Below are 24,158 nucleotides of genomic sequence, written 5' to 3' on the forward strand. Positions count from 1 at the left end.
CGCGATCCTCCCGCACGGGGTTTTCCACAGGCGCGGCGGACCCCCTTGTCCCGACCGATCGTTCGGTTACTCTAGCCCTGTCCTTCTGTTCCTGCCCAGCGTGCCGGTTCGACGAGGAGCCGGTCCGAGGAGGAGGTGGGTCCACCCATGGCCACCGCACCGACCGCGCACGTCCCCGCCACGTCCCCGTCCGCCGACGGCGGCCTGACCGCCGCCGAGCTGACCGACCGCCACCAGGCCACGCTCGACCAGGCCCTGGAGGCGATCACCACCCGCGCCTACTGGTCGCCCCACCCCGAGCACCCCAAGGCCTACGGGCAGAACGGCACGCAGTCCGCCGAGGAGGGCCAGGCCGCCTTCCAGGTGCTGCTGAACCGCCCCTTCGAGCTCGACCAGCCGGGCACCGACGAACTGGTCGGCGGCGAGGTGTCCCCCTACGGCATCGAGCTGGGCGTCACCTACCCGCACCCGGACATCGACGTGCTGCTCCCCGCGATGCGGGCGGGCATGCGCGGCTGGCGCGAGGCCGGCCCCCGGCTGCGGGCCCTGGTCTGCCTGGAGATCCTCCGGCGGATCAACGCCCGCACCCACGAGTTCGCGCACGCGGTCATGCACACCAGCGGCCAGGCCTTCGTCATGGCCCTGCAGGCCGGCGGACCGCACGCGCAGGACCGCGGCCTGGAGGCGGTCGCCTACGCCTACCAGGAGCAGACCCGGGTCCCGCAGACCGCGGACTGGAGCAAGCCGCAGGGCAAGCGCGACCCGCTGCTGCTCACCAAGGAGTTCACGGCCGTCCCGCGCGGCGTCGCGCTGATGATCGGCTGCAACACCTTCCCCACCTGGAACGGCTTCCCCGGTCTCTTCGCCTCGCTGGCCACCGGCAACCCGGTCCTGGTCAAGCCGCACCCGCGGGCCGTGCTGCCGCTGGCCCTCACCGTGCGCATCGCGCGCGAGGTGCTCGCCGAGGCCGGCTTCGAGCCGAACCTGGTCGCGCTGGCCGCCGAGCGGCCGGGCGAGGGCCTGGCGAAGACGCTGGCGGTGCGCCCGGAGATCCGGGTCATCGACTACACCGGCTCCACGTCCTTCGGTGACTGGCTGGAGACCACCGCCCGCCAGGCGCAGGTCTACACCGAGAAGGCCGGCGTCAACACGGTGGTGATCGAGTCGGCCGCCGACTACCGCGGCATGCTCTCCAACCTCGCCTTCTCCCTCTCCCTGTACAGCGGCCAGATGTGCACCACCCCGCAGAACCTGCTCATCCCCCGAGACGGCATCGACACCGACCAGGGCCACCGCACCTTCGAGGAGGTGACGGCCGACCTGGCCGCCGCCGTCTCCAAGCTGCTGGGCGACGACGCCCGGGCGGCGGGGCTGCTCGGCGCGATCGTCAACCCTGACGTGAAGGCGCGCCTGGAGGCGGCCGCCGAGCTGGGCGAGGTCGTACTCCCCTCGCGCGAGGTCGCGCACCCGGACTTCCCCGACGCGGTGGTGCGCACGCCCGTCATGGTCCGCCTCGACGCGGCCAAGTCCGAGGAGGACCCGGCCTACCTGGAGGAGTGCTTCGGCCCCGTCTCCTTCGCCGTCGCCGTCGACTCGGCCGCCGACGCCGTGGAGCTGCTGCGGCGCACGATCCGGGAGAAGGGCGCGATGACGGTCGCCGCCTGGACCACGAACGCCGAGGTGGAGCAGGCCGTCGAGGAGGTCTGCCTGGAGGAGTGCGCCCAGCTCTCCCTCAACCTGACCGGCGGGGTCTTCGTGAACCAGACGGCCGCCTTCTCCGACTTCCACGGCTCGGGCGGCAACCCGGCGGCCAACGCGGCGCTGTGCGACGCCGCCTTCGTCGCCAACCGATTCCGCACGGTGGAGGTCCGCCGGGAGGCGTAGGGCCTGTCCTGGCCGCCGCCGGTCAGTTCTCCGCGGGCGTCCCGGCCGGGGCCGGGGCGCCGGCGGGGGACTGCGAGCTCCAGTGGTAGAGCGTCATCGCCACGCTGGTCGCCAGGTTGTAGCTGGACACCTGCGGACGCATCGGCAGGGACAGCAGCCGGTCGGCTCTGCCACGCAGCTCGGGCGTGAGCCCGCTGCGCTCGGACCCGAAGGCCAGCACGGCGTCGTCGGGCAGCCGGACCCCGCGGATGTCCTCGCCCTCCGCGTCCAGGGCGAACACCGGCCCGGGCGGCAGGTCCGCCACGTCCAGCCGCTCCACGACGGTGGCGAAGTGCAGCCCGGCCCCGCCGCGCACCACGTTGGGGTGCCAGGGGTCGAGCGGCCCCGTGGTGACCACGCCGGTCGCCCCGAACCCTGCGGCGAGCCGGACCACCGCTCCGGCGTTGCCGAGGTTGCGGGGCTGGTCCAGCACCACGACGGGAGCGCGGCGGGGGAGCGAACCCAGGGTCCGCAGCGCCGCCTCGCGGTCCGGGCGCTCGGCCAGCGCCGCCACGCCGGTGGGGTGCGGGCGGGGGACCAGCTGCCGGTAGGCCGCGTCGTCGACCTCGGTCAGCAGCCCGTCCAGCGCCGCTCGGACGTCCGGGGCCAGATCCTCGGCGAGGGCGAGCGCCGCCGCCCGGTCCGTCGCGACGGCCAGCGGCACGGCGGCCCCGAAGCGGAGGGCGTGCTTGAGCGCGTGGAACCCGTCCAGGAGGACGGCGCCCTCGGCGAGGGAGCGCCAGGCACGCGGGATGTCGGGGGAGGCGGTCACGGACCGAAGCCTAGGCGGCCGGCCCGCTCCCGATCACTCCCGATGACTTCCGATCGCTTCCGCGCGGAGGCGTCCGTCACGGCCGGGGGCCCGCCGCCCCGGGAGGCGTCGGTCCGGAGGCGTCCCTGCCACGGGCGCCGGCCCCGGCCGCGTCCGTCCCCGGGACGCCGCCCTCGGAGGCAGTGGGTCCCGCGCCCTCCGCGCCGGACTCCCCACCAGGCTTCCCGGGCTCTGCGGGCTCCCCGTCTCGCTCCGCCTTCTCCGCGGCCCATCCCGGGCCGCCCTGAGCGGGCACCCACGCGGCACCGGTGTCGGCCGGTGCCGCCCCGGCCGCTGCCGTCGCCACCGCGGGGCCGCCCTGGCCCCTCCAGCCGCCCAGGCCGCTGCCCCGACCGCCGTCCCGGCCACCCGGGCCGCTGCCCCGACCGCCGTCCCGACCGCCCGGCCGGAACCGTCCGGTCAGTCGCCCTGCGGCGTCGCCCACCCGCCGCAGGAACGTGGTCGGCAGGAACACCGAGTCGGCCACGATCATCGCCATCGAGAAGAACGGCAGTCCCAGCACGACCGCGATCGCCAGGTGCTCGATGATCATCATGGCCAGCAGGACGTTCTTCACCCTGCGGTTGAAGAGGGTGAACGGGAAGGCCACCTGCACGGCGACCGTGCCGTACGTGATCAGCATGACCATCGTGGCGTTGGACGCCAGCAGGTCCGCCAGCCCCGGCCACGGAGAGAAGTAGTCCAGGTGCAGCGGGTAGTGCAGCGCCGTGCCGTCCTGCCAGCGCGAGCCCTGGATCTTGTACCAGCCCGCCGTGGCGTAGATCAGGCACGCCTCGGCCATGATCACCAGCAGCGCGGTGTTGTGGACGATGTTACCCACCACGTCGAACAGCGCACGCGCGTCGGAGCGCGGGGCGATCCGCCCCACCAGCCACCACGCACCGAGCGCGACCCACACCGCCCACAGCAGCGCCCGAACGAACCAGTCGGGCGAGGGATCGCTCAGCGTGGCCGGGAGCAGCCCGATCACCGAGACGGCCCATAGAACCGGACCCACGACGTCGAGGCGCTCCCGCCCGTCACCGGCCGCCTCCCGTCGCCGCGCCCGGCGGGCGTCCAGCGACCAGACCTGTCCGCACCGGGTGAACACCAGGTAGACGGCCATCAGGTGGATCACGTTGTCGCCGCCGTCGCCCATGAAGACGCTGCGGTTCTGCAGCGAGAGCACGCCCACCATGAAGAGGACGGACATGGTGCGGGTACGCCAGCCCAGCGCCAGCAGCAGGCTCGCCAGGACGGCGAAGAGGTAGACGGCCTCGAACCAGAACTCCGAGTCGGTCCACAGCAGCACCGTGAAGGCGCCGTTGTCCGACACCAGTCGCTCGCCGAGTTCCCAGCTCCACGGGCTGTCGGGCCCGTACAGCTCGTGCCGGTGGGGGAACTCGCGGAGCAGGAACAGCAGCCAGGTGGCGGCGAAGCCTATGCGTATCACCGCGCTCTGGTACGGACCGAGCGTGGAGTCGGTGACCCGGGAGACGAGCTTCCCGAGAGTGAGCGCCGAGCGGTTCACCGGGCACCTCCCCGGGGCTCGTCGGACTCGTCGGGGACGAGCCACCAGGGAAGGACCCGGTAGCTCGGTTCGGCCGACACCTTTTCACCGCTCCAGGCGGGCGGCCGCACCTGAAGGGTCCGGGAGCGTATCTGTATCCGCTCGACCTCGGCCCCGTGGGCGCGGACCAGCCGCATCACCACGATGCGCCGCAGGTACTCCTCGGAGATCCGGCCGCGCGACCCCACCGGGCGGTTCTCCTCGTCGTGCGAGGAGGTGAAGAAGTCCCAGGCGCGGCGGAGTTCGTTCTGTTGGGTGTGGCTGGGGGCCGGGTTGCCGTCGATGGCACGGCCGTCCTCCGCGGAGAGGTCGGTCCAGCCCACCGAGCGGGTGCGACCGTCCTCGGTGCGTATCTCCGCCCGGACCTGCACCGCGATGTTCTGCTGCAGCGGGTTGGGGGCGAAGAGCTTCCAGTTCTGCTCGAACTCGGGGTAGACCCACTTGTCGATCGTCTGGGCGTGCTGCTTGCTGAGCGTGTTCGACGGCGCGAGATGCAGGAAGACCATGCCCAGGTGGACGCAGGCGAGAGCGGCCACCGCCGCCAGGGCGACGGCCGCGACGATCCGGCAGGGAAGGCCCAGCGCGGCCACTCCGGTCGGGGCATCCGTCTCCTCGGGTGGAGACCCGCCCACGTGTGCTTCCATTCGCGCCCCGTCTCGCCCGTCCCGGTTGTTCGCACGAACCGTACTGAGTCCCGGCGACCCCGGCACACCCTTGTGGACAACAGGGCTGCAAGGGGTCCGAGGTTTTCCACAGCGGTGGACACCCTACGGCCCACCGCTCGGGGCGTGCGGGGCCACTCCGCCTCCCGGGGCCGAGGCCCGGAAGGCGGTGCGGAAGAGCGGAAAAGCGGACAAGGGGAAAGGGGACGGGGCGTCGAGGACGCGCCTCAGACGACCTGACCCGGCTTGCCCTCGTCGTCCACCACCGGCCGTCCCGCGGCGGCCCAGGCGCCCATGCCGCCGTCCACGTTCGCGGCTTCCAGGCCCTGCTGCACGAGGTACATGGTCACCTGCGCGGACCGCCCGCCGGAGCGGCAGATCACGTTCACCCGGCCGTCCTGCGGCACGGCCTCGGTGAGCTCGCCGTAACGGGCCACGAACTCGCTCATCGGGATGTGCAGCGCCCCGGCGGCGTGACCCGCCCGCCACTCGTCGTCCTCCCGGACGTCCAGCAGGAAGTCACCGTCCGCGAGGTCCGTGACCTGCACCGTGGGCACACCAGCTCCAAAGTTCATGCGCCCGACGCTACCCGACCGCGCCCCGCCGCCCGGCCGACCCGGCGTTCACCGACCCGTGCCCGGCCGGCCCCGGCGCCCGCTCAGCCATGGCGCCCGCTCAGCCCCGGCGCCCGCTCAGCCCTGGTGCAGCGCCGCCAGCTCGGCCTCGCGCTCGGCGATCTCGCCGGCCAGCTTGCCGGCGATGTCGTCCAGCAGCCCGTCGGGGTCGTCCGGAGCCAGGCGCAGCATGGAGGCGATGGCGCTCTCCTCCAGCTTGCCCGCCAGCTCGGTCAGCAGCTCCTTGCGGGCCGCGAGCCACTCGAGACGGTCGTACAGCTCGTCGGCGGGGGTGGGACGCCGCTCGGGCACCGGCCCGGCCGCCCACTCCTCCTGCAGCGCCAGCAGCTTCTTCTCGTCGCCCAGGGCGTAGGCGGCGTTCACCCGGGAGATGAATTCGTCACGCCGCTTACGCTCGCCCTCGTCCTGCGCGAGGTCCGGGTGGGCCGCGCGGACCAGCTCGCGGTAGAGGCGGCGGGCCTCCTCGCCCGGCCGGACGCGCGGCGGCGGCTGCACGCTGCGTTCGGTGAGCATCGCCACGGACTCCGGGAACAGCCCCTGGCCGTCCATCCAGCCGTGCAGCAGCTCCTCGACTCCGGGGATGGGCGTCAGACGGGCCCGTGCCTCCTGGGCTCGGCGCAGGTCCTCCGGGTCGCCGGTGCGGGCGGCGCGCGCCTCGGCGATGAGGGCCTCCAGCTCCTCCAGCCGCGCGTACAGCGGGCCGAGCCGCTGCTCGTGCAGCCGGGAGAAGTTCTCGATCTCGACGCGGAAGGTCTCCACGGCGATCTCGAACTCGATCAGCGCCTTCTCGGCGGCCATGACGGCGCGCTCCAGACGCTCCTCGGGGCGGGGAGGGGCTCCGGCGGAGCCCTCCGAGGGCTCGGGCGGGGTCCGGTCAGCATCCGGGGTGGTCATCCGCCCAGCGTAGGCCACCGGCCAAGTCCCGTACCTCCCAAGGCGATCAAGGACCGGTCACACTCCCGTCTCGGCCTCGACCCGCCCCGACCGCACGGCGGCCACCAGATCGGCGTGGTCGGCCTCGGTGCGGTCGGCGTAGGCCACCGCGAAGGACGCCACGGCCTCGTCCAGCTCCTCGTTCTTGCCGCAGTAGCCGGTCAGCAGCCGCGGGTCGGCGCTGTGACTGTGCGCACGGGCCAGCAGCGCGCCGGTCATCCGGGCGTAGTCGTCGATCTGGCCGGCCGGCAGCGCCGCGGGGTCCACGCTTCCCTTCCGGTTGCGGAACTGACGCACCTGGTAGTCCCGCCCCTCGACCGTCGTCCAGCCGAGCAGGAAGTCGCTCACCACCTGCATGTGGCGCTGCCCCAGCACCACCCTGCGGCCCTCGTGCTCCACCGGCGGTGTGGCGATTCCCACGGTCGCCAGGTGCGGCAGCAGCGCCGACGGCCTGGCCTCCTTGACCTGGAGGACGAGCGGCTCGCCCCGGTGGTCCAGCAGCAGCACCACGTAGGAGCGGGTGCCGACGCTGCCCGTGCCCACCACGCGGAACGCCACGTCGTGCACCGCGTACCGGGCCAGCAGTGGCAGCCGGTCCTCCGGCAGGGTCGCGGTCCAGGTCTCCAGCGACAGGGCGACCGCCGCGGCCTCCGCGTCCGGCACCCGACGCAGCACCGGGGGCGCCTCCACGAAGCGCCGCCCGCCGTCCTGGCCCTTCTCGGTGGACCTGGCGGCGAAGCGGCCACTGGTGTTGGAGCGCGCCTTGGCCGACACCTTCTCCAGCGTGCCGAGCAGGTCACGCGCGTCGGCGTGCGACACGAGCCGCTCGTCCGCGATGGCGTTCCACGCCTCGGCGGCGGGCATCTTCGCCAGCACCCGCAGGGTGCGCCGGTAGGAGCCCGCGGCGTCCAGGGCGGCCTCGCGGCACTCGTCCTCGTCCGCGCCCGCTTCCCGTCCCGCGAGGACCAGGGAGGTGGCGAGCCGCTTCAGGTCCCACTCCCAGGGGCCCCGCACCGTCTCGTCGAAGTCGTTGAGGTCGATCACCAGGCCACCGCGGACGTCGCCGTACAGACCGAAGTTGCCGGCATGGGCGTCACCGCAGATCTGCGCCGTGACTCCTGTCACAGGGGTGCGGGCCAGGTCGTACGCCATGAGGCCTGCCGTCCCGCGCAGGAAGGCGAACGGACTCGCGGCCATCCGTCCCACCCGCAGCGGGGTCAGCCGGGGTATACGGCCCCGGCCGGACTCCTCGACGGCCGTGAGCGCGTCGGGCCGGCCCGGATCGAGGTCGAGGCGGGCGTGGTCCGCGCGGGGCGTCGACCGGCGCAGTGCCTTGCCTCGCGCCTTGGCGCCGGCTCCGCCGCCGGCCCGCGTGCGGGGCGCGAACCCCCGCACCACGGGCAGCCGCGGAAGGCCTCCGTCCGGCTCCCGGCCACCCCGGCGCTGCCCGGGCGGCACAGCCGCACGTGTTTCCGTCTCCACCCCGGTACCGGCCACCGGACCGCCTCCCCCGCGCCGACCGACAAGCGATTGGCGCCGACGTTATCCCCGTCACTGCCCGGACGACAGAGCGGGGCGCCCACTCCCGAGGAGGAGTGGGAGGAGGGAGAAGAGGGGGACAACGAGAAACGGCCGCCATCGTTTTCACGATGACGACCGTTCGTCGTTGTGCGCGAGGGGGGAGTTGAACCCCCACGCCCTTGCGGGCACTGGAACCTGAATCCAGCGCGTCTGCCTATTCCGCCACCCGCGCATTGGGTGCGTCTTCCGGTCCGGCCCCTTTCGGCGCCGCGCCCTTCCGACATGCAGAACATTAGCACGCCCCGTGGGGTGGATTCACATCCCTTTCCGTCCATGATCGCCAGTCGCTTCCCGGCCGTCTCCGCACCCCGCGGGGACCGCCCGGGCACCGCCCGGCCACCGCGTCCGAGCGGCCGTGCCGGCCGCGCTCCGGGCCTCCTCCGGCACCCCTGCACTGTGTTCCTGTCCACAGCCCCACTCGCCAGCCATACAGGCTGGTTTACGTATCAACCTTGTACCGGTCCACGCACTCCTCCCCCGAGAGGAGACCGCTCCGTCCACAGGTGCGGGACACTGGTCGTGGGCCGCCCGTACGATCCTGGGACGGCGCCCGGCGGCGACGACGAACAGCAGGAAGCGGGAAGACCCGCCGAGCAAGTTCGAAGGCGTACTTCGCAGGGAACCTTCGCAGTCAGCACACCCGGCCGAAGCGGCCGGAGGTGAGGACAGCCCGGTGGCCACACTTGGGCCGACAGGGGGAACCAGGCGATTCACGGCCGCGTGGATACGATCAGTAAGCAGTACCGCGAGCAGTACCCCGGGCGGTACACCCGGTACGGCAAGGACAGGGACGGAGGAGGTGCCCCATGGGAGTCCTGAAGAAGTTCGAGCAGCGTCTCGAAGGTCTGGTCAACGGCACCTTCGCCAAGGTGTTCAAGGCCGAGGTCCAGCCCGTGGAGATCGCCGGAGCGCTGCAGCGCGAGTGCGACAACAACGCCACGATCTGGAACCGCGACCGCACCGTCGTGCCCAACGACTTCATCGTGGAACTCAGCACACCCGACTACGAGCGGCTGAGCCCGTACTCGGGGCAGCTGGGCGACGAGCTGGCCGGAATGGTGCGTGACTACGCCAAGCACCAGCGGTACACGTTCATGGGCCCGATCAAGGTCCACCTGTCCAAGGCCGACGACCTGGACACCGGGCTGTACCGGGTCCGCAGCCGCACCCTCGCCGGGTCCACGGACCAGCAGGGCGCCCCGGCGCACCCGAACGCCGCCGGCGGCGCTCCCGCCCCGGGGGGCTACGGCTACCCCGGCCCGGCCGCGGGCCGGCCCGGAGCGGCGGCCCCGCCGCCCCCGATGCCCAACACCCCGCCCGGCATGGGCGCCCCCGGCGCCCCCGGCGGCTACGGATACCCGCCCGCGGCCGGACGCCCGCCGGCGCCCGGCGGTCCGGCGGGCCCGGCGGCCGGCGCCCGCACCCGCTTCTGGATCGAGGTCAACGGCAACCGCCACCAGATCTCCCGGCCGTCGCTGGTGCTCGGCCGGTCCACCGAGGCGGACGTGCGCATCGACGACCCGGGCGTCTCGCGCCGCCACTGCGAGATCCACACGGGGAGCCCGGCCTACGTACAGGACCTGGGCTCCACCAACGGCATCGTGGTGGACGGACAGCACACCACCCGCGCTACGCTCCGCGACGGCTCGCGGATCGTCGTGGGCAGCACCACCATCATTTACCGGCAAGCCGAAGGGTGAAGCGGGGGCAATGTCAGAGCTGACCCTCACGGTCATGCGGCTGGGTTTTTTGGCCGTCCTGTGGCTGTTCGTGATCGTGGCCGTGCAGGTCATCCGCAGTGACCTCTTCGGTGTGCGCGTCACCCAGCGCGGGGCGCGCCGGGAGGCAGGAAGGGCCGCCGAGCGGCCCGGCCGCCAGGCCGCCGCACCGCAGCCCCAGGGCCGCCAGGCCGCGTCGGGCGGCCGTCGCGGCCGCAACACCCCGACCAAGCTGGTGGTGACCGAGGGCACGCTGACGGGCACCACCGTCGCGCTCCAGGGGCAGACCATCACCCTGGGCCGCGCGCACGACAGCACCATCGTGCTGGACGACGACTACGCGTCCAGCCGCCATGCCAGGATCTACCCGGACCGCGACGGCCAGTGGATCGTCGAGGACCTCGGATCCACCAACGGCACGTTCATGAACCGGAACCGGCTGACGACCCCTGTGCCGATACCGCTGGGCGCGCCGATCCGCATCGGCAAGACCGTCATCGAGCTGCGGAAGTAGTACGAGAATGAGCGAGCGGAGCGAGCACGCGGCACCAGTCCCCACCCAGGACGCCGGCGCGCTCCCGACCGGAGGGTGGGCAGGGTGGCTCGACACGACCGGCTGCGGCTTTCCCCGCAACAGCCGACGGAGCAGCAGCCGACGGGCGAGGTGCGCATGAGTCTGTCACTGCGTTTCGCCGCCGGATCGCACAAGGGGATGATCCGGGAGGGCAACGAGGACTCCGGCTACGCCGGTCCGCGCCTGCTCGCCATCGCCGACGGCATGGGCGGCCAGGCGGCCGGTGAGGTCGCCTCCTCCGAGGTGATCTCCACCATCGTCGCCCTCGACGACGACGTCCCCGGCTCCGACATCCTGACCTCCCTCGGCACGGCCGTGCAGCGCGCCAACGAGCAGCTGCGCGTCATGGTCGAGGAGGACCCCCGCCTCGAGGGAATGGGCACCACGCTCACCGCCCTGCTGTGGACCGGCCAGCGCCTGGGCCTGGTCCACGTCGGCGACTCCCGCGCCTACCTCCTGCGCGACGGCGTCCTCACCCAGATCACCCAGGACCACACCTGGGTGCAGCGTCTGGTGGACGAGGGCCGGATCACCGAGGAGGAGGCCACCACCCACCCGCAGCGCTCCCTGCTGATGCGCGCGCTGGGCAGCGGCGACCACGTCGAGCCGGACCTGTCGATCCGCGAGGTGCGGGCCGGCGACCGGTACCTGATCTGCTCCGACGGCCTGAGCGGCGTGGTGTCCCACCAGACCCTGGAGGACACCCTCGCCAGCTACCAGGGCCCCGAGGAGACCGTCCAGGAGCTGATCCAGCTCGCCCTGCGCGGCGGCGGCCCGGACAACATCACCGTGATCGTGGCCGACGTCCTCGACCTCGACACCGGCGAGACCCTCGCCGGGGCGCGCCTGTCCGACACCCCCTTGGTCGTCGGCGCGGTCGCCGAGAACCAGGTCACCGACGACAACGGCGCGATGCAGACGCCCGCGGGCCGCGCGGCCGGTCTCGGCCGTCCCGCGCCCGCGCCGGGCGGCGAGGGCCAGTTCGGCCCGCCCGGCAGCGGCGACACCGGCTTCATGGCCGGCGGCGAGAACTTCGGCGAGTGGACCGACGAGGACTTCACCAAGCCCCGCAAGGGACGCCGCTGGCTGAAGAGATCGTTCTACACGGTGCTGGCCCTGGGTGTGATCGGCGGCGGCCTCTACGGCGGCTGGCGCTGGACGCAGACCCAGTTCTACGTCGGCACCAAGGACGAGCACGTCGCGCTGTACCGGGGCATCAGCCAGGACCTGGGATGGGTGTCGCTCTCGAAGGTGGAGAAGGACCACCCCGAGATCGAACTCAAGTACCTGCCTGCCTACCAGCAGAAGAAGGTCGAGGCGAACATCGCCCAGGGCGGCCGCGGCGAGGCGGTGGAGAAGATCGAGGAGCTCAAGGTCCAGGCCTCCGCCTGCCGCAAGGAGGCCGAGCGACAGGCGGCCGAGAAGCAGAACCCCAAGCCCAAGAAGCCCGCGGACAACGCCGAGGCCACCAACCCGGACGCGGTGGGCCAGAACGCCGCCCCGTCCAAGACGTCCGCTCCCAGCCCCGGCCCCAGCCTCTCCGAGGAGGAGAAGAAGCTGGTCTCGCTGTGCGGCGATCAGTAGGCAAGCCGTGAGGGGCCCTGGAACACGATGAGCAGTAGTACCCATCAGACGTCCACCATCGGCGCCGTCGGCGCGCCCAGCCGCCGCAACACCGAGCTCGCGCTGCTGGTGTTCGCCGTGGCCATCCCGGTCTTCGCCTACATCAACGTGGGCCTGGCCATCGACGGGTCGATCCCGGCGGGGCTGGCCACGTACGGCCTGAGCCTGGGCGCCATGGCGGCGCTCGGCCACCTGGCCGTGCGCAAGCTGGCGCCCTACGCCGACCCGCTGCTGCTGCCGCTGGCCACCCTGCTCAACGGCCTGGGGCTGGTCACCATCTGGCGGCTGGACCAGTCCGAGCGGCTCCAGGCGCGCAAGGAGTTCTTCGAGCAGGCGCCCAACCAGCTCCTCTACTCGGGCCTGGGCATCGTGCTGTTCGCACTCGTGCTGTTCCTGCTCAAGGACCACCGTGTGCTGCAGCGCTACACCTACATCTCCATGCTGGTGGCCCTGGTCCTTCTCCTGCTCCCGCTGGTCCCTGGCCTGGGCAAGGACATCTTCGGCGCGAAGATCTGGATCAGCGTCGCCGGATTCTCCATCCAGCCCGCGGAGTTCGCGAAGATCGTCATCGCGGTCTTCTTCGCCGGCTACCTGATGGTGAAACGCGACGCCCTGGCCCTCGCCAGTCGTCGCTTCCTCGGCCTCTACCTGCCGCGCGGCCGTGACCTGGGCCCCATCGTGGTGGTCTGGGCCGTGTCGATCCTGATCCTCGTCTTCGAGACCGACCTCGGTACCTCGCTGCTGTTCTTCGGCATGTTCGTGATCATGCTGTACGTCGCCACCGAGCGGACCAGCTGGATCGTCTTCGGTCTGCTGATGTCCGCCGTCGGCGCCGTGACGGTGGCCACCTTCGAGTCGCACGTCCAGCAGCGTGTACAGGCCTGGCTCGACCCGATGCGCGAGTGGCAGCTCAGCCGTCAGGGTGTCCCCGGCCACACCGAGCAGTCGGCGGAAGCGCTCTGGGCCTTCGGGTCCGGCGGCACCCTGGGCAGCGGCTGGGGCCAGGGCCACTCCGACCTGATCGGCTTCGCCGCCAACTCCGACTTCATCCTCGCGACCTTCGCCGAGGAGATCGGCCTGACCGGCGTGATGGCGATCCTGCTGCTGTACGTGCTCATCGTGCAGCGCGGCATCCGCACCGCCCTCGCCGCCCGTGACCCGTTCGGCAAGCTGCTGGCGGTGGGTCTGTCCGGCGCCTTCGCGCTCCAGGTCTTCGTGGTGGCCGGCGGTGTGATGGGCCTCATCCCGCTGACCGGTATGACCCTGCCGTTCGTCGCGGCCGGTGGTTCCGCCGTCATCGCCAACTGGGCGCTCATCGGCGTGCTGCTGAGGGTCAGCGACACGGCCCGACGGCCGGCGCCCGCACCGGCACCCAATCCCGACGCCGAGATGACCCAGGTGGTCCGTCCGTGAACAAGCCCCTGCGCCGGATCGCGATCTTCTGCGGCCTGCTGATGCTGGCCCTGCTGCTGCGCGACAACTGGCTCCAGTACGCCCAGGCCGACTCGCTCGCCAAGGACTCGGACAACCGCCGGGTCCGCATCGAGCGCTACTCGATCCCGCGCGGCGACATCATCGTCGACGCCAAAGCCATCACGGGCTCCAAGAAGACCGACGGCGAGTTCCAGTACAAGCGGACCTGGAAGAACGGCCCGATGTGGGCGCCGGTCACCGGCTACTCCTCGCAGGCCTTCGACTCCAACGCCCTCGAGAAGCTCGAGGACGGGATCCTCACCGGCAACGACGACCGGCTGTTCTTCCGCAACACCCTGGACATGCTCACCGGCAAGGAGCGCCAGGGCGGCAACGTCGTCACCACGCTGAGCAGCGCCGCCCAGAAGGCCGCCTGGAACGGGCTCAAGGGCAAGAAGGGCGCGGCCGTCGCGCTGGACCCGGCGACCGGCAAGATCCTCGCCATGGTCTCCGCGCCGTCCTACGACCCGGGCAAGTTCGCCGGCAGCATGGACTCCGACGCCAAGGCGTGGAACTCCCTGCAGAAGAAGAACAACCCCGACGACCCGATGCTCAACCGGGCTCTGCGCCAGACCTACCCGCCGGGTTCCACCTTCAAGGTGGTCACGGCGGCCGCCGCGCTGGAGGAAGGGCTGATCGACGACATCGACGCCTCCACCGACAGCCCGGACCCGTTCCCGCTGCCGCAGTCGACGACCAAGCTCACCAACGACCACGGCGTCTGCAAGGACGTGAGTCTGCGCGAGGCGCTGCGGATCTCCTGCAACACCGTCTTCGGCAAGATCAGTGACGAGCTCGGCAACAAGACGATGATCGAGCACGCCGACAAGTTCGGTTTCAACGAAGAGGTCTTCACCCCGGTTCGCGCCGACGCCAGCATCTACCCCGAGGACGTCCCGCCGCAGAACGCGATGGCGGGCATCGGTCAGGCGTCCAACCGGGCCACTCCGCTGCAGATGGCCATGGTGGCCGCCGCCGTCGCCAACGACGGCAAGCTGATGAAGCCGTACTCGGTCGCCCAGCTGCGCTCCGCCAATCTGGACGTCATCGAGGAGACCGAGCCGGAGGAGCTCTCGCAGGCCGTCTCCCCGGAGAACGCCCAGAAGCTGCAGGAGATGATGGAGACCGTCGTCAAGGACGGCACCGGTACGACCGCGCAGATCCCCGGCGTCACCGTCGGCGGCAAGACCGGTACGGCCCAGCACGGCGAGAACAACGAGAAGAACCCGTACGCGTGGTTCATCTCCTACGCCAAGGACTCCAACGGCAAGTCCGTGGCCGTCGCCGTGGTCGTCGAGGACGGCTCCGCGGTCCGTGAGGACATCTCCGGTGGTGGTCTCGCGGCCCCGATCGCGAAGGACATCATGAAGGCCGTGCTGAACAAGTGACGACCCAGGAGTGACCTCCGCGGCCCCTCCGTCACATACCGCGACGCCCTCCCGGGCCGTCGATACCGGTCGTGTATCGGGTGACGGGCGTGGCCCGGCGGGGCGCCGTGGGGCGGGTACGGTATGCCCGGACGGCACGCCGCCGAATCCACGCAGGGTGCGGTCGGTACCGACGGAGAGGGCTGGTAGGTAGCTATGGAAGAGCCGCGTCGCCTCGGCGGCCGGTACGAGCTGGGCCACGTGCTCGGCCGTGGTGGCATGGCCGAGGTCTACCTCGCGCAGGACACCCGGCTCGGTCGCACCGTGGCGGTGAAGACGCTGCGGGCGGACCTCGCGCGTGACCCCTCGTTCCAGGCCCGGTTCCGCCGTGAGGCCCAGTCGGCCGCCTCGCTCAACCATCCCGCGATCGTCGCGGTCTACGACACGGGCGAGGACTACATCGACGGGGTCTCGATCCCGTACATCGTCATGGAGTACGTCGACGGCTCGACGCTCCGTGAGCTGCTCCACAGCGGCCGCAAGCTGCTGCCGGAGCGGTCCATGGAGATGACCATCGGCATCCTCCAGGCCCTGGAGTACTCGCACCGGGCCGGCATCGTCCACCGCGACATCAAGCCGGCCAACGTCATGCTGACGCGCAACGGCCAGGTCAAGGTGATGGACTTCGGCATCGCCCGGGCCATGGGCGACTCCGGCATGACCATGACCCAGACGTCCGCCGTGATCGGCACCGCCCAGTACCTCTCCCCGGAGCAGGCCAAGGGCGAGCAGGTCGACGCGCGTTCCGACCTGTACTCCACCGGCTGCCTGCTCTACGAGCTCCTCACCGTGCGTCCTCCGTTCGTGGGTGACTCCCCGGTCGCCGTCGCCTACCAGCACGTGCGCGAGGAGGCCCAGCCGCCGAGCGTCTTCGACCCCGAGATCACGCCCGAGATGGACGCGATCGTGCTGAAGGCGCTCGTCAAGGACCCGAACTACCGCTACCAGTCGGCCGACGAGATGCGCGCCGACATCGAGGCCTGCCTCGACGGCCAGCCGGTCGCCGCCACCGCGGCGATGGGCGCGGTCGGCTACGGCGCGGGCTACGGCGGCTACAACCAGGGCTACGGCGACGACCAGCCCACCACCGCGATGGCCCCGGCCGGCGCCACCTCCATGATGCCGCCGATGAACCCGGACGACGGCGGCTACGGCTACGACGGGGATCGCCCCGACCGGCGTCGGCAGAAGAAGAACAAGCAGTCGACGATCCTCCTGATCGTGGCCGCGGTGCTGGTGCTGATCGGCGCCATCCTGATCGGCCAGTGGCTCGCCGGCGGGGACACCCCGAACCGGCCCGAGGTGCCGTCCTTCGTCGGCGACACCAAGTCGGAGGCACGGGACCGGGCCACGAGGGTGGATCTGAAGGTCTCGTTCTCCACCGGAGAGTGCGAGAAGCAGCCCAAGGGCAAGGTCTGCAGCCAGGATCCCGCGGAGGGCACCAAGGTCGACGAGGGCGAGACCATCGCACTGGTCCTCTCCACCGGCGCTCCCAAGAAGGAGGTCCCGGACGTCGTCGGCATGTCGCAGGACGAGGCGGAGGCCGCGCTGGAGAAGGCGGGCTTCGATGTCACCGTCAAGCCCGAGGTCAACGCCCAGGAGAAGGAGGGCACGGTCCTCGACCAGGACCCGACCGACGGCGTCAAGCGCGAGAAGGGAACCGAGGTCACCATCTCGGTCGCCAGGCCCCCGCAGCAGGTCAACGTGCCGGCGGTCATCGGCAGGACCTGTGACGAGGCCAAGCAGGCCCTTCAGGAGGATGGCCTGATCGGCCAGTGCGACGACCAGCGCGTCGAGGTCACGGACCCGAACCAGAACGACAAGGTCGTCCAGGCGCTCCCCGTCGGACCGGGTGAGAAGGCCGATGTGGGCTCCACGATCACCCTGAAGATCGGCAAGCTCAAAGAAGGCCCGAAGGCCGTCCCGGACGTGGCGAACAAGCCCCGGAAGGACGCCGAGAAGGAACTGCGGCAGGCCGGGTACAACAACATCAAGGTGATGGGGAACCAGGACCCGAACGGGAAGGTCGTCACCCAGAACCCTCTCCCGGGGCAGCCCCTGGCGGACCCGAACCAGGAGATCATCCTCCTGGTGGCCTGACCGGCCCACCGATCCACGGCGAAGGGCCCGCTCACCTCACGGTGAGCGGGCCCGTCCGCATGTCCGGGGCGCTCACGCCGCGCGCCGCACCCGCACCACCCGCAGCCAGGACGCCGCAGCCTTGAGCCCTGATCCCGCGGCCAGCCCCCACGCCGCGCCCGCCGCTCCGGCGAGGGTGAAGCCGGTGAAGAGCAAGGCCATCGAGAGCAGCGAGAAGACGACCTGCACCGGCAGCGTCTCGCGCGGGCTGAGGACCCGCAGGGTGAGCAGGGCGCTGACGCCGAAGCCCATCAGCAGGTACTGCGTCCCCGTGGCCGGCAGCAGCGCGGCGACCGCGGGCCAGGTGGCGCCGAGGACCTGGCGGCCCCAGTCGTCGGGGAGCAGCAGCCACAGGCCCGCCCACGCCCCGCCGGTGACGGCGAGGGCGACACCGAGCAGCAGCGTGGCGCGGGCGACCGCGCGTCCGCCGCCGCCGAGACGGGCCAGCAGCGGGGGACCGAAGGCGTTGGCGGCGCCGAAGAACACGTTGAGCGGTCCGAACAGCGCCGAGGCGCCCCGCAGCGCGCCCACCGCGAGCGGGCTGCCGAAGAGGCCGAGCGCGAGCACCGCCAGCTGGCTGGAACCGTTGCCGACGGCGTACTCGACCACGAACCGCTGCCCGAGGTGGCCGCGGCGCAGGTACCCGCCGAGGCCGTGACCCGCCGCCCCGTCCGCCCCCGCGGCCGCGCGCAGCGGCCGCGCGAGGAGCGCGGCGGCGACGGCCAGGGAGGGCAGCGCGGCGCATCCCCAGGCGAGGACGAGGCGGGCGGAGCCGGCCCCGTCGGGCTGGACGGCGAGGAGACCCACGGTGGCCAGCAGCCGCAGCCCGTCGGAGGCGAGCGCGTGGTGGGGCCGCTGGAGCAGCGAGAAGCAGTACCGGGCGCCGTCCTGGAGCAGCACCACGGGGAGCACGGCGCCCAGGGCCGCGAGCGCCCGGCCCGTGCCGCCGTCGACGGCCCAGCCGGTCGCCGCCAGCAGGGCCGCGCAGACCAGGGAGGCGAGCGCGGTGAAGGCGAGCGCCGGGCGGCAGGCGGCCTCACGGGCCTCGCGCACCAGGACCAAGGCCTGGCCGACGTAGCTCATGAAGAGGCCGAGGGCCACGGTGAAGACCAGGTAGACCATGGAGAACTCGGCGAACCCGGCCGCCGTGGAGACCCGCGCGGCCAGGATCAGCACCAGGATGTTGGTCAGCCCGGAGGCGGCCTGGTCGAGGATCGACGCGACGACGGCCACCGGACCGCGCAGCCCCTTCCCGCCTCCCCCGTCCCCTCCGCCGCCCCCGACCCTGCCGTCGTCCTCGGACCCGGAGGTCTCGGGAGTCCCAGAGGTCCCGGAGGTCCCGGGAGACTCGGAGGCCCCGGCGGGCTCAGGGGTCTCGGCGGGCTCGGGAGTCCGGGCGACGGGTGTCCCCGTCACTGGCGGTCCGGCGGGAGGGACACCGTCTGGAGCCCGAGCGTCGGCTGGTCGTCGTGCTCGTGGCGGATGTAGGTGGGCTCCTGACGCCGGCGCGGCGCGGGCTCGGCGGCGGCCCTGGGCTCCTGACGCGCGGCGCCCTTCTTCTGCTTGCGGCCCCGGCCGCGGTTGTCCCGCACCGGCTCGGTGTCCTGTCCGCGGTGCATCACCGCGCCCAGCACGGTGCCGCCCGCGCCGACGATCAGGTCCCGCAGCCGGGCCAGCTGGGCGCGGTGCACGCCGCGCGGGTCGCAGACCACCAGCACGCCGTCCACACGGTCCACCAGGGCGAGCGCGTCGGCGTAGGCGAACACCGGAGGGGTCAGGACGATCACCGTGGCGTGCACGTCGTCCGCCTCGGCGACCAGGCGTGAGGTCTCCGGGGAGGTCAGCGAGCGGGCCACGTTGCGCACCCGGGCGCCGGGGACCAGCTCGAAGCCGCCGGACTCGCCCGCGTCGACCAGCAGGCGACGGCGGCCCGGCCACTCCTCGTCGGCCGCGCCCCCCGCGTTCTCGTCGGTCCACGACGGGCGGGACAGCTCGCGGGCGTCCAGCTCATGGGTGAGGAACGGGCGGCGCAGGTCCGCCTCGACGACCAGGACGCGCTTGCCGGTCTCCGAGAAGGTCGCCGCCAGGTTGACCGCGACGGCGGCCGCCGTCCGGCTGGAGCCGCGCGGGGCCGCCACCAGCAGCCGGCGCCGGTCGGCGAACCGCCGGTCGTAGGCGAGCCGGTATGCGATCGACCGGTACTCCTCGGCCAGCGGCGAGTCGTCGCGGTCGTCCGCCAGCAGCGGGCCGTCGGGGTCGGTGCGGGGGAGCGACCCGAGGACCGGGGCGCGCAGCGCGCGGGCCACGTCGCCCTCGGACCGGGCGGCCGGGTCGAAGACCAGGCGCACCCAGGCGAAGAGCAGGCCCAGCGCGAGACCGCCGGTGCCGCCGAGGATCAGCGACAGGCTCCAGCCGGGACCGTCGGAGGCGGTCGGCGGCGTCGCCTTGCGGATCACCTTGCCCGGCGTCATGTCGAGCGAGTCCAGCTTGCTGATCCGGTCGTTCAGCTCGGTGATCTTGTTGAGCAGGTTGGCCTTGACGCTGAAGTCCGACTCCGGGCTGTTGCTGGTGAGGGTCTTGGCGAGCTCCTCGTGCTGCTTGGCGATCGGGTTCAGCTGGTTCTTCAGGCCCTTGATCATCGAGTCCCGGGTGGCCTCGGTGTCCTGGTGGCGTTCCGCCAGGTACGCGGCGACCGCCGCGTTGGCGCGGCGCGCCGCCTCCTGGGGGTCGGCGGCGGTGTAGCTGAACCGGAGGACCTGCGACTGCGGCGGGTTGGTGACCTGGAGGCCCGACAGGAAGGCCTCCTCCTGGCCGCCTATGCCCAGCTTCTCCGCCGCGCGCTCGGCCGTGCGGCGGCTGCCCGCGTCCTGCCGCTCGGTGTTCATGTCGAGCTTGGAGGCCGACTGGGTGGCGCTGAACGGGTCGTCGGTGGCGACCCGCAGCCGCACGTCGCTGGTGGCCACATAGGTGTCGGCGGTGCTCAGCCCCAGCCAGGCGCCGCCCAGCAGGCCCAGCAGGACGCCGCCCGCGATCAGCCGCGGATAGCGCATCAGCTGCAGGAACTGGTCCCGCAGCAGATCGGGCTCGTCCTCCGGCACCGGCACCAGTCCGGCCGGTGCCCCGTTGGCCTCGGTCATGCTCCCGCCCCTCTCACGTTCTCCTGCTCCCCCGCCGCCGTGCCGGCCCGGTCCGCCAGGACCTCGTCCAGCAGGGCGTCGTAACGGGCCAGCCCGGCCTCCCGGCCCAGGTGCGCCGCCACGTGACGCGGACCCCGCGCGCCCAGCTCCGCGGCCGCGGTCCGGTCGGCGTCCAGTCTCCGTACCGCCGCCAGCAGCGCGGCCGGGTCCTCCGGCGGCACCAGCACGCCCGCGCCGGAACGCCGCACCTCCTCGGCGGTGCCTCCGCCGTCCGCGACCGAGGCCACCACCGGCCGACCGGCCGCGAAGTAGGAGGTCAGCTTGGAGGGCACGCTCATGTCCAGCACGGACGCCCGCTGGGTCACCGCCAGGACGTCGGCGGCCGCGAGCACGTCGGGGAACTCGTCGTCGCCCACCGACGGCAGGAACTCCACGTTGGGCACCCCCGCGGCCTGCTCCCGCAGCGCGGCGCGCTGGTTGCCGTCGCCCATCAGCACCCAGCGGACCTCCGGGTCGAGGCGGGCGGCGCCCACCAGGACCTCCAGGCCCTGCTTGAGGCCCATGTTCCCGGAGTGCAGCACCACCGGTACGGCCCCCCAGCCGAGCCGGGCCCGGGTCGCCCCGCGGTCGCCCGACGGGGCCGCGACGTGCGACCAGTTGGGCACCACGCGGATCCTGCCGCGCTCCACGCCCAGCGCCTCGACGCGCTCGACGAAGGTCTCGTGGATGACGCCGACCAGGGTGGCGCCGCGCAGCACGCGCCCCTCGACCGCGGCCGCGGCGCTCGCCGCCCGGTCGCCGCCGGAGATGCCGCTCTGCTCGGCCGCCGCCCCCATCAGGTCCTGCACCACGGGGACGAAGGGCACCTTCCAGCGGGCCGCCAGCCGGGACGCCACCACCCCGCCGGCCAGGCTCGGCAGCTGGGCGAGGACGGCGTCCGGGCGACCCATCCGGGGCGGGGCGACCAGCTGGTGGCCCAGCACGGTCGCCTCGAACAGGGCGCGTCGCACGGCGGTCTGCCGGGACGGCACCAGGTGACGCCGCCGGTGGACGCTCACCCCGCCCCGCTCCTCGGTCGTCCGCCACACACCCCGATAGTCGGGGTCCACGGACCACGCCGGGTAGTGCGGCATGCCCGCGAGGACATGCGTCTCGTGCCCCCGTGACGCCCAGTGCTCGGCGATCTGGGTCGCGTACGGACCGATGCCGGTGTGCTCCGGCGCGTAGTTGGTGGAGACGAGCAGCAGGCGGCGCCGGGGTATTCGGTCCTCCCCGGTCTGATGCTCAGTCACGTTGCGCGTCACAGGCCCCCCTTGCGGCGAACGAACTGTTTGTCACCCTAATCGTTCACCTGTCCCACCCGAAGGGTGCACGGTACTGTCAATTCAGACGCAGGGGGGTAGAACGCGTTCTCATAGGGGGGAAACGCAAGGTGTCGAATCGCAGACCGTACCGCGTGGGGTACGCGCCTGGTGCCTACGACCTGTTCCACATAGGGCACTTGAACATCCTTCGGCATGCCCGGCAGCAGTGCGACTACCTGGTCGCCGGGGTGGTGTCGGACGAAATGGCCGAACGGGCCAAGGGGCGCCGTCCGGTCATCCCGCTCATCGAGCGGCTGGAGATCGTGCGGAACATCAAGTACGTGGACGCCGCCTTCGTGGAGACCGTCGCGGACAAGGTGGAGACCTGGAAGCAGGTCCGCTTCGACGTGCTCTTCAAGGGTGACGACTGGCGGGGGACCCCCAAGGGGGACAAGCTGGAGCAGGACTTCGCGGCCGTCGGGGTGGACGTCGTCTACTTCCCGTACACCGTCCACACGTCCAGCACCCAGCTGCGCCGGGCACTGGACTCGCTGGCCCCGCCGCTCCCGGAAGCGGGGGAGCTCAGCCGCGGCTGAGCTCCCTGAACCACTTCACCAGGAACATCGGCAGGTACAGCGCCGCGGCCGCGCCCAGCAGGGCGTAGCCCCACAGGAAGACCTGACCGGCCCCGAGCAGCAGGAAGACCAGGCAGAACACGCCGTGGTCGACCGGCAGCAGCGCCACCGCCCGCACCAGGGACGGCGGCGCGGCGGGGCCGGCCGGTCCGCCGGCCCCAGTCTTCCGCTTGAGCTGCTCGGTGAGCAGCCCGCCGAAGAAGGTCACGATCGCCGCGAACAGGAAGCCCAGCGGCAGCAGCAGCCAGGCCTCCCGGTGTGTCCCGAACGCCTCGGGCCGCAGGAAGAAGGCCAGCAGCACCGCCGTGTGCAGCGCGGTCGTCTTGGCGCAGTCCACGACGTGGTCCAGCCATTCGCCCGCCGGACTGCCGCCGCCGCGCAGGCGCGCCAGCTGGCCGTCGGCCGAGTCGAAGGCGAAGCCGGTCGCCAGCGCGAGCCAGACCACCGGTCCGGTCCACCAGACCGGGTCGGCCAGCGCGGTCACGGCGATGCCGCCGAAGCTGAACAGCGCGCTGACCAGGGTGACCTGGTTGGGGCTGAGCCCGGCGCGGTAGGACCCGGCGGCCAGCACGCGGCCGACCGGGCGGTTGACGTACCGGGAGTAGAGCGAGACGCCCTTGGCGCTCTTCTGCGCCCCGGACAGCCGCTCCAGCGCCTCCCGGAAGGTGAGACGCCCGGACACGGGCCCGCCGGTGCCGGCGGGGGACTGCTGGGCCTCTGCCGTGGTCATGCGCGGCCCCCGCTCAGTTGCCGCCGCCGGCCGGGGACTTCCGGGCCGACTCGGGTATCGGACGGTCGTTGCGCAGCGCCTCCCAGACCTTGTCGGCCAGGGGCTGTGCGGGCACCACACGGTTGGGATCGGCGACGTCGTACTTGACCGGCAGCATCACGGTGTCCATGGCCGACGGGTCGATGCCCTGGAGCGACTGCCCGAAGTCGGCCAGCGAGGTCAGCGAGGCCAGGTCGGAGTCGGTGGTCAGCGCGCCGGTGAGCGAGTCGGCGATCTTGTAGGTCTTCACCGGGTCGCCCAGCAGGTCCTGCCGCTTCACCTCACCCATCAGCGCCACCAGGAACTGCTGCTGGAGGCCGATGCGCCCCAGGTCGCTGCCGTCCCGGTAGCCGTAGCGGGTGCGAACGAACTTCAGCGACTCGGTGCCGTCCAGGCGGTGCTGTCCCGGCTCCAGGGTGAAGCCGCCCTTGGTGTCGCGGATGGGCTCCTTGACGTCGACCGTCACTCCGCCCAGCTCGTCGACCAGCGACTTGAAGCCCGCGAAGTCGATCTCCATCAGGTGGTCGATGCGGACCCCGGACATGGTCTCGACGGTCTTCAGGGTGCAGGCGGAACCCACCTGCGAGTAGACCGAGTTGAACATCACCCGCTTCGCCGGACCCACCTCGTCGCCGTTGGCGCGGGTGCAGGCGGGGCGGTCGACGAGGGTGTCGCGCGGGATGGAGACGGCCACCGCCTCGGTGCGGCCCTCCGCGACGTGCACCACCAGGGCGGTGTCGGAGCGGGCCCCGCCCACGTTCCCCTTGTCCAGCGCGGCGTTGGCGCCGGCACGGGAGTCGGAACCCAGCACCAGGATGTTCAGCGCCTCACCGGCCGCCGGTTCCTTGGTGGGCCGGTCGTCGCCCAGCGCCTTGTCGAGATCGACGGACGTGATGTTGCCGTCCAGGTCGTCGTACAGCCACCAGGCCGTACCCCCCGCGACCAGCGCCAGCACGGCACAGCCGATCATCACGTTGCGCAGGACCTTGCGGCGTGGCCGGCGCCGACGATCGCGGCGGCCTTCCCCGGCGTTCGGACTGTCGTCGGACCGCACGGGTCCCTCGTTCACGGCGTGTGTCATCGCCGAGCCCCTCCCCTGTTCCCCTACCCCCTGGCCGAGCGCGTGGCAGCGAGGTGCGTATGGGGCGGCGCTCGGCGAAATGTTCCGGCCGGAGCCGTCTTCGAACTATAGAGGGAACGTCGTTCGAATAGGGAGTGACATCAGGCCCCGGCAGCCTCAGGGA

The 24,158-nt window shown here is 72.2% G+C and carries 18 protein-coding genes, 1 tRNA gene and 1 pseudogene; 8 read left to right on the forward strand and 12 right to left on the reverse strand.

Annotation, left to right across the window (positions count from 1 at the left end):
- Window positions 1-147 precede the first annotated feature (147 nt).
- A complete protein-coding gene (gene paaN, locus ACFRAV_RS18595; RefSeq protein WP_382556839.1) occupies window positions 148-1,884 on the forward strand; it encodes a phenylacetic acid degradation protein PaaN in 1,737 nt (578 codons plus the stop codon).
- Window positions 1,885-1,906: 22 nt separating this feature from the next.
- Here paaN and ACFRAV_RS18600 read toward each other — a convergent pair whose 3' ends face one another.
- The 7 genes and pseudogenes from ACFRAV_RS18600 to ACFRAV_RS18630 form a co-directional block, all read right to left on the reverse strand.
- Window positions 1,907-2,695 (reverse strand): TrmH family RNA methyltransferase, encoded by a 789-nt coding sequence (locus tag ACFRAV_RS18600; protein ID WP_382556841.1) that lies wholly within the window; start codon window positions 2,693-2,695, stop codon window positions 1,907-1,909.
- A 304-nt stretch (window positions 2,696-2,999) separates the two neighbouring features.
- A pseudogene (locus tag ACFRAV_RS18605) lies at window positions 3,000-4,265 on the reverse strand (HTTM domain-containing protein); the annotation flags it as partial.
- Window positions 4,262-4,936 carry a DUF5819 family protein gene (locus ACFRAV_RS18610; RefSeq protein WP_382556842.1) on the reverse strand — a complete coding sequence of 225 codons (675 nt, stop codon included), beginning with the start codon at window positions 4,934-4,936 and terminating at the stop codon, window positions 4,262-4,264. The pseudogene ACFRAV_RS18605 and the gene ACFRAV_RS18610, both read right to left, overlap by 4 nt.
- A gap of 257 nt (window positions 4,937-5,193) precedes the next feature.
- On the reverse strand, window positions 5,194-5,523 hold the full coding sequence (locus ACFRAV_RS18615) for a rhodanese-like domain-containing protein (protein ID WP_382556931.1): 330 nt from the start codon (window positions 5,521-5,523) through the stop codon (window positions 5,194-5,196).
- A 135-nt stretch (window positions 5,524-5,658) separates the two neighbouring features.
- Window positions 5,659-6,495, reverse strand: coding sequence for a hypothetical protein (locus ACFRAV_RS18620; RefSeq protein WP_382556845.1), 837 nt, complete (start codon window positions 6,493-6,495; stop codon window positions 5,659-5,661).
- A 57-nt stretch (window positions 6,496-6,552) separates the two neighbouring features.
- Window positions 6,553-7,992 (reverse strand): DUF2252 domain-containing protein, encoded by a 1,440-nt coding sequence (locus ACFRAV_RS18625; RefSeq protein ID WP_382556847.1) that lies wholly within the window; start codon window positions 7,990-7,992, stop codon window positions 6,553-6,555.
- Between the two features lie 211 nt (window positions 7,993-8,203).
- Window positions 8,204-8,287 (reverse strand) — tRNA-Leu (locus tag ACFRAV_RS18630).
- Window positions 8,288-8,921: 634 nt separating this feature from the next.
- Between ACFRAV_RS18630 and ACFRAV_RS18635 the strand changes: the two genes are divergently transcribed.
- From ACFRAV_RS18635 to pknB, 6 genes are all read left to right on the forward strand, one after another.
- Window positions 8,922-9,815 carry an FhaA domain-containing protein gene (locus ACFRAV_RS18635; RefSeq protein WP_382556848.1) on the forward strand — a complete coding sequence of 298 codons (894 nt, stop codon included), beginning with the start codon at window positions 8,922-8,924 and terminating at the stop codon, window positions 9,813-9,815.
- Between the two features lie 10 nt (window positions 9,816-9,825).
- On the forward strand, window positions 9,826-10,347 hold the full coding sequence (locus ACFRAV_RS18640) for an FHA domain-containing protein (protein ID WP_382556850.1): 522 nt from the start codon (window positions 9,826-9,828) through the stop codon (window positions 10,345-10,347).
- Between the two features lie 156 nt (window positions 10,348-10,503).
- On the forward strand, window positions 10,504-11,991 hold the full coding sequence (locus tag ACFRAV_RS18645; RefSeq protein ID WP_382556853.1) for a Stp1/IreP family PP2C-type Ser/Thr phosphatase: 1,488 nt from the start codon (window positions 10,504-10,506) through the stop codon (window positions 11,989-11,991).
- Between the two features lie 27 nt (window positions 11,992-12,018).
- Window positions 12,019-13,443 carry an FtsW/RodA/SpoVE family cell cycle protein gene (locus ACFRAV_RS18650; RefSeq protein ID WP_382556855.1) on the forward strand — a complete coding sequence of 475 codons (1,425 nt, stop codon included), beginning with the start codon at window positions 12,019-12,021 and terminating at the stop codon, window positions 13,441-13,443.
- Complete coding sequence (locus ACFRAV_RS18655) at window positions 13,440-14,891, forward strand: peptidoglycan D,D-transpeptidase FtsI family protein (RefSeq protein WP_382556857.1); 1,452 nt, start codon at window positions 13,440-13,442, stop codon at window positions 14,889-14,891. The genes ACFRAV_RS18650 and ACFRAV_RS18655 overlap by 4 nt, the downstream gene beginning before the upstream one ends.
- Before the next feature lie 195 nt (window positions 14,892-15,086).
- A complete protein-coding gene (gene pknB / locus ACFRAV_RS18660; RefSeq protein ID WP_382556859.1) occupies window positions 15,087-17,030 on the forward strand; it encodes a Stk1 family PASTA domain-containing Ser/Thr kinase in 1,944 nt (647 codons plus the stop codon).
- Between the two features lie 72 nt (window positions 17,031-17,102).
- Here pknB and ACFRAV_RS18665 read toward each other — a convergent pair whose 3' ends face one another.
- From ACFRAV_RS18665 to ACFRAV_RS18675, 3 genes are all read right to left on the reverse strand, one after another.
- Window positions 17,103-18,314, reverse strand: coding sequence for a hypothetical protein (locus ACFRAV_RS18665; RefSeq protein WP_382556933.1), 1,212 nt, complete (start codon window positions 18,312-18,314; stop codon window positions 17,103-17,105).
- 167 nt (window positions 18,315-18,481) lie between these two features.
- Entirely contained in the window at window positions 18,482-20,206 is a 1,725-nt protein-coding gene (locus ACFRAV_RS18670; RefSeq protein ID WP_382556862.1) for a lipopolysaccharide biosynthesis protein, read from the reverse strand.
- The gene (locus tag ACFRAV_RS18675) at window positions 20,203-21,498 is read right to left on the reverse strand and encodes a glycosyltransferase family 4 protein (RefSeq protein ID WP_382556863.1); all 1,296 of its coding nucleotides are present in this window, start codon (window positions 21,496-21,498) and stop codon (window positions 20,203-20,205) included. The genes ACFRAV_RS18670 and ACFRAV_RS18675 overlap by 4 nt, the downstream gene beginning before the upstream one ends.
- 140 nt (window positions 21,499-21,638) lie before the next feature.
- Here ACFRAV_RS18675 and ACFRAV_RS18680 point away from each other — a divergent pair, with 140 nt between their 5' ends.
- The gene (locus tag ACFRAV_RS18680; protein ID WP_351115013.1) at window positions 21,639-22,106 is read left to right on the forward strand and encodes an adenylyltransferase/cytidyltransferase family protein; all 468 of its coding nucleotides are present in this window, start codon (window positions 21,639-21,641) and stop codon (window positions 22,104-22,106) included.
- Here the strand turns inward: ACFRAV_RS18680 and ACFRAV_RS18685 are convergent.
- The gene (locus ACFRAV_RS18685) at window positions 22,093-22,875 is read right to left on the reverse strand and encodes a CDP-alcohol phosphatidyltransferase family protein (RefSeq protein WP_382556865.1); all 783 of its coding nucleotides are present in this window, start codon (window positions 22,873-22,875) and stop codon (window positions 22,093-22,095) included. The two genes, ACFRAV_RS18680 and ACFRAV_RS18685, sit on opposite strands and share 14 nt — an antisense overlap.
- Window positions 22,876-22,888: 13 nt before the next feature.
- Window positions 22,889-23,995 carry an LCP family protein gene (locus ACFRAV_RS18690; RefSeq protein ID WP_382556867.1) on the reverse strand — a complete coding sequence of 369 codons (1,107 nt, stop codon included), beginning with the start codon at window positions 23,993-23,995 and terminating at the stop codon, window positions 22,889-22,891.
- Window positions 23,996-24,158: the final 163 nt, after the last annotated feature.

This window comes from Streptomyces sp. NPDC056600 (assembly GCF_042792855.1).
GTDB lineage: Bacteria > Actinomycetota > Actinomycetes > Streptomycetales > Streptomycetaceae > Streptomyces.

What these genes read in the sequence shown, in the direction of transcription:
- pknB (WP_382556859.1), top strand. Translation starts at nt 15,087, where the DNA reads ATGGAAGAGCCGCGTCGCCTCGGCGGCCGGTACGAGCTGGGCCACGTG.
- ACFRAV_RS18635 (WP_382556848.1), top strand. Translation starts at nt 8,922, where the DNA reads ATGGGAGTCCTGAAGAAGTTCGAGCAGCGTCTCGAAGGTCTGGTCAAC.
- ACFRAV_RS18690 (WP_382556867.1), bottom strand. Translation starts at nt 23,995, where the DNA reads ATGACACACGCCGTGAACGAGGGACCCGTGCGGTCCGACGACAGTCCG.
- ACFRAV_RS18670 (WP_382556862.1), bottom strand. Translation starts at nt 20,206, where the DNA reads ATGACCGAGGCCAACGGGGCACCGGCCGGACTGGTGCCGGTGCCGGAG.
- ACFRAV_RS18645 (WP_382556853.1), top strand. Translation starts at nt 10,504, where the DNA reads ATGAGTCTGTCACTGCGTTTCGCCGCCGGATCGCACAAGGGGATGATC.
- paaN (WP_382556839.1), top strand. Translation starts at nt 148, where the DNA reads ATGGCCACCGCACCGACCGCGCACGTCCCCGCCACGTCCCCGTCCGCC.
- ACFRAV_RS18620 (WP_382556845.1), bottom strand. Translation starts at nt 6,495, where the DNA reads ATGACCACCCCGGATGCTGACCGGACCCCGCCCGAGCCCTCGGAGGGC.
- ACFRAV_RS18640 (WP_382556850.1), top strand. Translation starts at nt 9,826, where the DNA reads ATGTCAGAGCTGACCCTCACGGTCATGCGGCTGGGTTTTTTGGCCGTC.
- ACFRAV_RS18650 (WP_382556855.1), top strand. Translation starts at nt 12,019, where the DNA reads ATGAGCAGTAGTACCCATCAGACGTCCACCATCGGCGCCGTCGGCGCG.
- ACFRAV_RS18685 (WP_382556865.1), bottom strand. Translation starts at nt 22,875, where the DNA reads ATGACCACGGCAGAGGCCCAGCAGTCCCCCGCCGGCACCGGCGGGCCC.